A 7,267-nucleotide genomic window follows, 5' to 3' on the forward strand; every position below is an offset into this window, starting at 1 on the left:
CAACCAAGAGATCCAAATGAAGGTATCTTTGCTGGTCAGACCCTTGTTTCTGTTCTTTATCGTGGAATACTGATTGGTGCAGCTGTTATTATTTCTCAATTTATCGGGTTAGGCTACTCGGATGAGATGAGTATCGCAATGGCCTTTACTACTTTGATCCTTGCTCGGACTTTACAGACTTTCCCAGCCCGTTCTAATTCACAAACGGCAATTGGCGCAGGTTTCTTTTCAAATATCTATGTTATTCTTGCCGTTGTCTTTTGTTTTGCTTTATATGGCTTAACCGTTATTCCTGGAATCCGTGAATTTTTTGCTATTCCAACTGATTTTGGTTTAACTCAATGGGGAATTGCTGCTGGATTAGCAGCTGGTGCTGTTGTTTTAATGGAAGTAACTAAAGTAATTGTCCGCAGAAAAAATTAATTAGCTAAAAAAGGCAGCCTTGGTTCATTAATGAATCAAGGCTGTCTTTTTTTATTGACTTTTCCTCTCCTGAGTCGCCAGTTCTTAGCGACTTTATCTTTAAATACAAGAAAGGTGAATTGAACTAATTGCTTTTCATCAATTCATTTACATACTCTACTGTTTCAGGTTGATTTTTTTCAATTTCTTTTATTTTTTCAGCAAATTGCGGCAAATAATCTTTATGTGCATAAAGCAATTCATCCAACAGTGTTTTAGCCATTGTTCCACCTGGCACTAATGGGTTGATGGTGAAGGCTTGCAGTGCTGCACCATAATCTCCATCAATAGCTGCTCGAATCGTGGTCTCTTCCATAGCTTTCATATTTTGAATAATGCCTCTGGCTGCTGGAGGAAATGCTCCCCAGTTATACGGCTCTACTCCATGCCCTGTCACCGCACCAGAAACTTCTACAATACTATCGTAAGGCAAGTCTGTTATCGTGCCGTTATTTTCAGTAGAAACGACCATATCTGTACGTTTATCATTTTGAATAGAAGCAATGATTTCACAAGCAGCATCACTGTAGTGGGTACCGCCACGTTGCGATAATTCTTCCGGCTTATAGTCTAATTTTGGATCTTTATACAGATCAAATAGACGTGACTCTGTTTCTTTAACCACTTGTGCTCTGGTTTCGCCTCTTTCAAACTCTTCAATAGAATGTTTCAACATTTCATCTTCAATATAATAATAGCGATGGTATCCGCAAGGCAACAGACCTAAATCCTTGATTTGTTCATAATGGAAAGGAGCACTATGAATGTTCTTCAAATGGTTGTCATCTTCAGATTGATTAGGTCCATAGATCAAATCAATCAGTTCTGCTGTTCTTTCTTTACCTGTTTTGTCCCATACCCGATGCCAATGAAAATGATTGATTCCGGCAAATTTAAAGAACAACTCATCTTCTGGTATGCCTAATTTTTCTGAAGCTGCTGAGCAATGGCCAATTGGAACATTACATAATCCAACGGTCTTATTCCAACCGCCGTGTTTGATCGCTGCTTCAGTAACCATCCCTGCCGGATTTGTAAAGTTGACTAACCATGCATCTGGGCAAATTTCTTTCATGTCTTCAATGATGTCTAAAATAACGGGAATCGTGCGGAACGCTTTAAACATTCCTCCGGCACCATTAGTTTCTTGTCCTAAAACACCATGCGACAATGGAATCCGTTCATCTTTTACTCGCGCTTCCAATAAACCTACTCGGAATTGCGTAGTGACAAAGTCAGCTCCTTCTAAAGCCGCTCTACGATCAAGTGTCAATTCAACATTCCAATCAAGTCCTGCTGCTTTAACCATCCGTTTTGCCATTTCGCCCACAATTTCCAATTTTTCTTTACCCGCTTCAATATCGACCAAAACGATTTCTTTAATTGGCAATTGGTCTTTCCGCTTGATATACCCTTCAATTAATTCCGGCGTATAGCTAGAACCTCCACCAATTGTAACGATTTTCAATGCTTCTTTCGACATATGTAATTGTCCTCCTTCTTTTTAAAACCGCTTTCTTTTCCTAATTTGACTATACTGTATGTAATGCATTACATGTCAAGCGCTATTTTTAAAAAGATATCCGGTCGAACACAATAAGTTAATAAATCATACATTGTCACTAAACTACTTACGAGTTTGAACAATTATTTTATCTAGATAATTTTTTGTTAATTGATAGAAATCAATTTTATTGACTGAGTTAAATTTATGGTTCCATTTAAACATCTGTATCAACATTGAAAAAGTCGGCTGATAGTTTGCACTTTCTAATTTTACTATTTGTTTTAGATATCTAAAGATAATTCGTTTTAATCTAACCAAGTAGGGAATGTCTAGCAGGATAATACAATCCGCTGCAGCAAAACTTCTAACAATCCACTTTTTAGTGCATGTTCCTTCTAAAATCCAAGCATCACCAGTAACTATTTCATCTAAAATATTTACTATTTCCTTATCTGAACGTCTAACGTCTCCTGATAAGTGTCTTTCAAAAATAATATTGTCTATTTCATAATATGGAATCCCCAACTCTATAGATAGTTTTTTTGCTAATGTAGTTTTCCCGCTCCCCACGGACCCTGTGATATGTATTTTTTTCTTCTTACTCATCTTCATTTGAATCATCGAAATTCTTTTTTCTAAAATGATAAAGAACCGTAAATGGTACTAAAAAACAAATAAAAAAGAGCGCTCCTATTAAAACTATAGTCCTAATAGAACTAGATGGCGACATGATTATCGTCAATACAGCTACAGCTACGCCTATTAGTAAAGAAACAAAAAAATAATTAGAATAACTGGGAGATTTTTTCAGATTCTCATGGTCTGTTGAAATAGGCATTGCTCCAAAAGCCATTACTACATTTGTTATTATAAAAAGCAGCCATAAAGGATTTCCATCTAGGCCTTCTTGGCCATTCTTTATGTAATCATAACTTAACAAGCCTATTATTCCGATATATTGGATGACAAAAGCCAAACGTATGACCTTCAAATTTTTAAGCTTTAAACGTTCATCTGTAATTTTTTTCATTCCTTATCTTCTCCTTCTGGCCAAAATAATTGATCTAGCGTTTTATTTACAACAAAACAAATATTTAAACAGAGATTTAAAGAAGGATTATATTTTCCCTTCTCTATTAAACTAATCGTTTGTCTAGTCACTCCAGTTTTTTCTGCTAATTGTTGTTGAGTTAAATCGGCTTCAACTCTAGCTACTTTTAATTTGTTCACCTATTGATCACCACCACATAGCAATATATTTATTACTTAATTCAATATATATATTACGTCAGAGGCAATAAAAAAGCAAATCTAATAAATAGTCTGCTAGTTTAAAGTCATTTAGTAATATTATGCATTAATTTGACCGTTTGCTTTTATTTTTCATAACAAAAATAATAACGATAAGAAAGAAACCAATCCACATTACCTTACCTCCTTTTTTTCGCTAGTTCCTTTCTTTTTATTTATGATGCTGCTGATTATCAGCTTAATATTCGCACCAATAAATAGAACAATACCTATAAATAGTGCTAAATAACCTATTTGAATCAAAAACTCTCCAGCAGGAGAATGAAAAATATATTTTAAGCTAAGTACGACTATACTATAAATAAATGCAATTACCCAAAAAGACTTTCGGGTCAATATTGTTTTCATCTGGATTCCTCCTAATTGAGTTGAATGATGATACCAGTCAAAACTATCGCTAACATTTCTCTTTCAGTGTATCTTTAGCTGATTTCATTTACAAGGTACATCTATCAACAATGATCCCTATAACCCTATATTAAAAGCGCCTATCAAAAGGTTGATAGCTATAAAAAAGCACAAAAACGTCTCCAGAAGCGCTCCAATGGCTAAACTTTTCCAGCAGTTAGCGTTTAGTTAACTTTAAGATAATCACTCAAAACACTTTTACAAGATATCATTTGCTACTTTTGAGATATCACCGGCTTGAAAACAAAGGGTACTAAATTATCGCTTTTTAATTCCTTTTTCTATATAATCAAAAAGAAAAAAAGGAGGAATTTTCTATGATTATTTGGAAAGGCTGGGGTTTTATTATACTTCCTATCGTGATGGCAAGTATCGCACTTATTTATTTTCCAGCATTATTTATAACGGGAAACAACGATGTGATGAATCAATTTCCATATTTATTTGGGCTAGTCTTTTTCATCGCAGGAACATTATCTTGGTTTATTGGTAATAAGCTGCCTAAAAAGGAAAAACGCTTATTCGATGAAAACGGAAATGAAGTTATTATTAAAAATACACATTCTTTTTTCTTTATTGAAGTAAAATACTTTATTGTTGTATTCTACCTGATTGGATTGTACTTGTTGATTACAGGGCTATTTTAACCGGAGACTTTATATTCTCGCATCATCTTAGTTGATAAAATAAAAACCGTAAAAGCAGCAGCGAAAATTACTTTTCGTTGCTGCTTTTTTATCCCATTTTTCTCATCCAAAATGGTTATCCTCTATTTCATGCAGTATACAGTAAGGAGAAATTGGGGAATTCTTAAAATTTTCTTATAATTAAACTGGAAATTAGCCTTTTGAGTTAAAAGCGACTATACTGTTAACAGAATATTTGTTCGAGGAGGAAAAAAATGAATTTTGTTGCACTGGATTTTGAAACAGCCAATCACCAACGGCACAGTGCTTGTTCTGTAGCGTTAACCATTGTACGAAACAGCCAAATTGTGGACCATTATTATTCTTTGATCAAACCGGAAACCGAATTTTTTTGGCGCAATATTCAAATTCATGGTATCCATGAACATGACGTGGCTGATGCACCAAACTTTGCTCGTGTCTGGGAAGACATTAAACCTTGTTTTAAAGAAAATAAATTAATTGTTGCTCATAATTTGCCGTTTGACCGTGGAGTTTTGCAAGGCAGTCTAGACTATTATGGTATTGAGCAGCCTCACTTTCAAACCCTTTGTACTGTTCAATCCAGTCGCAAACTGATTACTGAACTTCCTAATCATAAATTAAACACTGTTTGCGACCATTTAGGAATCAAATTAGAAAATCACCACCATGCTTTGGATGACAGCAACGCAAGCGCTGAAATTTTATTGTATTTGGAAAATCATTTTGGGACAGATCCCTTAAAAAAACTGGTTAAACATGTTTAGTTTTAGTCACATACAAGCTCAAGATATTGAATAAAGCAGCTGGGATTTTATTCCCCGCTACTTTATTTTTTTATTGGAAGCTACATACAGGAACCGTATTTGCTTTTTTCTTATCTGCTTTAGTTAATCAGCTTCTCCGATCAGCTGGCTCATTAAACAAACATCAAGATAGACACCGCCATCTTTTACGCCACGTTTCATGATGGCTTCTTGTTCAAAACCCAGCTTTTCATACACATGAATAGCACGTTCATTCCGTTTTTGAACTGTTAATTCCAACCGTTTAATCACTTGCGAAGACTCAGCCCATTCAATCAAATCTTTTACTAACAACGTACCTAATCCTATACCCCAATACTCTTTTAAGATAGAAATACCCAATTCTCCGATATGCTTGATTTTCGGACTAGTCCCTCCTTTGATAGAAGCCATGCCGATGATTCTTTCATCAGCTACTGCTAATAATAAAAGGTTATTCTCTGATTCAGCAATCATTTCAAGATGACGTTTTTCTTCTTCCGGTGCGATACCAGGTCCTTCAGCACCAACTGTCATAAAGCCGGTTTCTAAAGAAGTTTGGCGAATATGGTCTAGTACTCCCATTGCATCGCTCGGTAATGCAGCACGGATGGTAATAGCAACAGCTTCTTTTTCTGACATTTTATTCTCCCTCTTTTTCTGTTAACATTTCAGTAAAGCGATGTATTAATTCTGCATAATGCGGGCCTGTTGCTGTAAATGTGATTTCTCGTTCTGCTAGGTCTTCTCCGATTGGCTGCAGTTTGATTTGAAGGTATTCGGTCGGTAAGTCTTCTGGGATAAATTTAGCCCACTCTACAACTGACACTCCATCGCCTTCAAAATATTCCTCTAACCCTAAATCTGTCCCGCCTGTTTCTTCTAAACGGTAAACATCCATATGGTATAACGGCAATCTGCCGTCTAAATACTCGCGAATAATCGTATAAGTGGGACTTTTAATGACACGTTTTATCCCCAAGCCAACTGCCAATCCTTTAGTAAAGGTAGTTTTTCCAGCACCTAAATCTCCCTCTAATAAAATCAGATCTCCTGCAACCAATAAAGTTGCTAGTTTAGCTGCAATGTTTTTTGTTTCTGCTTCATTGTGTGCTTGAATTTTTTCCATTGTTTCCCCTCTTATCTTTTCATACATTATTTTCCAACCAAGGCTCTTCTATTGTAATGTACTAAGCGAAAAAAAGCGAAAAAAATTCCGCCAGCAGCTGCGTTCAGACAGTTGCGGCGGGTTTTCTTTACTTGCTGCAGACTGTAAAACGTCTGCCTTCAAATGCTCGATTTTCAATCTCATCGACTAAGGCAATAGCGTAATCTGCATAACTGATTTCGCTTTGACCCAAATGATTCGTCAGCAGAAAATCTGTTCCTATTTGATATTCTCCAGTTCTTTTTCCATTCGGTTCAAATGAGGCAGACGGACTTAGGTAAGTCCAATTTACATCGGTTGTTTCTTGTAGCGTCTCTAAAGCTTTTTCCATATGAAAAGCTGTAGGCTTAGCTTCATCTGGAAAATCAGCTGTATCAGCTAGTCGAGTTCCATCTGTTCTGTTAACAACCAAACTGCCGGCTCCGCCTACGACCAGCAAGCGTGGTTTTTTATGCCCCTTCAAAATATCAATCAGGTGTTCGATGCTCTTTTGATGCAGCTCTTCCCGTCCTTGCGGCGCTTTAAACGCATCTACTACTACATCCAAACCTTCAATATCATCGTAGGTTAAATCAAACAAATCTTTTTCGACTATATCCCAATCCTGCTCTTCAAGTTTATTAGCATTCCGAACGAGCGGGACAACCAAATACCCTCTATCTAAAGCTTCAGCCGTGATCCGTGAACCTGATTTTCCTGTAGCTCCTATAATTCCTATCCTCATGGTCTTTTCTCCTTTCATTTCTTCCTGCTTCTATTATAAAGAGTAGGTGCTGGTAAGCGCAAACAATCCCCCCTAAGAAAAAAGAAAAGCAAAACTTTATAATCAAGTTTACTTTTCTTTTAAAACGATTTTTAATTCATTAAGCTTTGAGTAGCTGTGATGATAGCTAATTTGTATACATCTTCTTCATTACATCCACGTGAAAGGTCAGAAATTGGTTTGTTTAATCCTTGT

The 7,267-nt window shown here is 36.1% G+C and carries 12 protein-coding genes; 3 read left to right on the forward strand and 9 right to left on the reverse strand.

The features are described from left to right. Window positions 1-423, forward strand: a 423-nt coding sequence (locus RT405_RS01165) for a cation-translocating P-type ATPase C-terminal domain-containing protein (protein ID WP_313466864.1), incomplete at its 5' end; no start/stop codon positions are given. A gap of 124 nt (window positions 424-547) precedes the next feature. On the opposite strand, the gene RT405_RS01170 is transcribed toward RT405_RS01165, so the two are convergent. The 5 genes from RT405_RS01170 to RT405_RS01190 all read right to left on the reverse strand — a co-directional run bounded on the left by RT405_RS01170 (window position 548) and on the right by RT405_RS01190 (window position 3,628). Then, entirely contained in the window at window positions 548-1,945 is a 1,398-nt protein-coding gene (locus tag RT405_RS01170) for a 6-phospho-beta-glucosidase (RefSeq protein ID WP_313466865.1), read from the reverse strand. Between the two features lie 144 nt (window positions 1,946-2,089). Further along, entirely contained in the window at window positions 2,090-2,590 is a 501-nt protein-coding gene (locus RT405_RS01175; RefSeq protein WP_313466866.1) for a DNA topology modulation protein FlaR, read from the reverse strand. Beyond that, a complete protein-coding gene (locus tag RT405_RS01180; protein WP_313466868.1) occupies window positions 2,568-2,999 on the reverse strand; it encodes a hypothetical protein in 432 nt (143 codons plus the stop codon). Before RT405_RS01180 ends, RT405_RS01175 begins: the two co-directional genes overlap by 23 nt. After that, complete coding sequence (locus tag RT405_RS01185) at window positions 2,996-3,199, reverse strand: helix-turn-helix transcriptional regulator (protein WP_313466870.1); 204 nt, start codon at window positions 3,197-3,199, stop codon at window positions 2,996-2,998. Before RT405_RS01185 ends, RT405_RS01180 begins: the two co-directional genes overlap by 4 nt. Before the next feature lie 195 nt (window positions 3,200-3,394). Then, window positions 3,395-3,628 (reverse strand): hypothetical protein, encoded by a 234-nt coding sequence (locus tag RT405_RS01190; protein WP_313466872.1) that lies wholly within the window; start codon window positions 3,626-3,628, stop codon window positions 3,395-3,397. Window positions 3,629-4,005: 377 nt separating this feature from the next. Here RT405_RS01190 and RT405_RS01195 point away from each other — a divergent pair, with 377 nt between their 5' ends. Both RT405_RS01195 and RT405_RS01200 read left to right on the forward strand, forming a co-directional pair. Continuing rightward, complete coding sequence (locus RT405_RS01195; RefSeq protein ID WP_313466874.1) at window positions 4,006-4,335, forward strand: hypothetical protein; 330 nt, start codon at window positions 4,006-4,008, stop codon at window positions 4,333-4,335. 254 nt (window positions 4,336-4,589) lie between these two features. Continuing rightward, a complete protein-coding gene (locus tag RT405_RS01200) occupies window positions 4,590-5,123 on the forward strand; it encodes a 3'-5' exonuclease (RefSeq protein ID WP_035031921.1) in 534 nt (177 codons plus the stop codon). A gap of 123 nt (window positions 5,124-5,246) precedes the next feature. On the opposite strand, the gene RT405_RS01205 is transcribed toward RT405_RS01200, so the two are convergent. The 4 genes from RT405_RS01205 to RT405_RS01220 form a co-directional block, all read right to left on the reverse strand. Then, window positions 5,247-5,783, reverse strand: a complete 537-nt coding sequence (locus RT405_RS01205; protein WP_313466876.1) for a GNAT family protein — start codon at window positions 5,781-5,783, stop codon at window positions 5,247-5,249. 1 nt (window position 5,784) lies between these two features. Next, a complete protein-coding gene (tsaE, locus tag RT405_RS01210) occupies window positions 5,785-6,270 on the reverse strand; it encodes a tRNA (adenosine(37)-N6)-threonylcarbamoyltransferase complex ATPase subunit type 1 TsaE (protein WP_313466878.1) in 486 nt (161 codons plus the stop codon). A 127-nt stretch (window positions 6,271-6,397) separates the two neighbouring features. Further along, window positions 6,398-7,033, reverse strand: coding sequence for an NAD(P)-dependent oxidoreductase (locus RT405_RS01215; RefSeq protein ID WP_313466880.1), 636 nt, complete (start codon window positions 7,031-7,033; stop codon window positions 6,398-6,400). A 131-nt stretch (window positions 7,034-7,164) separates the two neighbouring features. Next, on the reverse strand, window positions 7,165-7,267 hold a 103-nt coding region (locus RT405_RS01220; RefSeq protein WP_313466949.1), incomplete at its 5' end, for a phosphate acyltransferase.

The sequence above is a fragment of the Carnobacterium sp. genome, from assembly GCF_032094055.1.
Classification (GTDB): Bacteria; Bacillota; Bacilli; order Lactobacillales; family Carnobacteriaceae; genus Carnobacterium_A.

Excerpts from the sequence above, each read along its gene's own strand:
- RT405_RS01170 (WP_313466865.1), bottom strand. The coding sequence starts at position 1,945 with ATGTCGAAAGAAGCATTGAAAATCGTTACAATTGGTGGAGGTTCTAGC.
- RT405_RS01175 (WP_313466866.1), bottom strand. The coding sequence starts at position 2,590 with ATGATTCAAATGAAGATGAGTAAGAAGAAAAAAATACATATCACAGGG.
- RT405_RS01180 (WP_313466868.1), bottom strand. The coding sequence starts at position 2,999 with ATGAAAAAAATTACAGATGAACGTTTAAAGCTTAAAAATTTGAAGGTC.
- RT405_RS01190 (WP_313466872.1), bottom strand. The coding sequence starts at position 3,628 with ATGAAAACAATATTGACCCGAAAGTCTTTTTGGGTAATTGCATTTATT.
- RT405_RS01195 (WP_313466874.1), top strand. The coding sequence starts at position 4,006 with ATGATTATTTGGAAAGGCTGGGGTTTTATTATACTTCCTATCGTGATG.
- RT405_RS01200 (WP_035031921.1), top strand. The coding sequence starts at position 4,590 with ATGAATTTTGTTGCACTGGATTTTGAAACAGCCAATCACCAACGGCAC.
- RT405_RS01205 (WP_313466876.1), bottom strand. The coding sequence starts at position 5,783 with ATGTCAGAAAAAGAAGCTGTTGCTATTACCATCCGTGCTGCATTACCG.
- tsaE (WP_313466878.1), bottom strand. The coding sequence starts at position 6,270 with ATGGAAAAAATTCAAGCACACAATGAAGCAGAAACAAAAAACATTGCA.
- RT405_RS01215 (WP_313466880.1), bottom strand. The coding sequence starts at position 7,033 with ATGAGGATAGGAATTATAGGAGCTACAGGAAAATCAGGTTCACGGATC.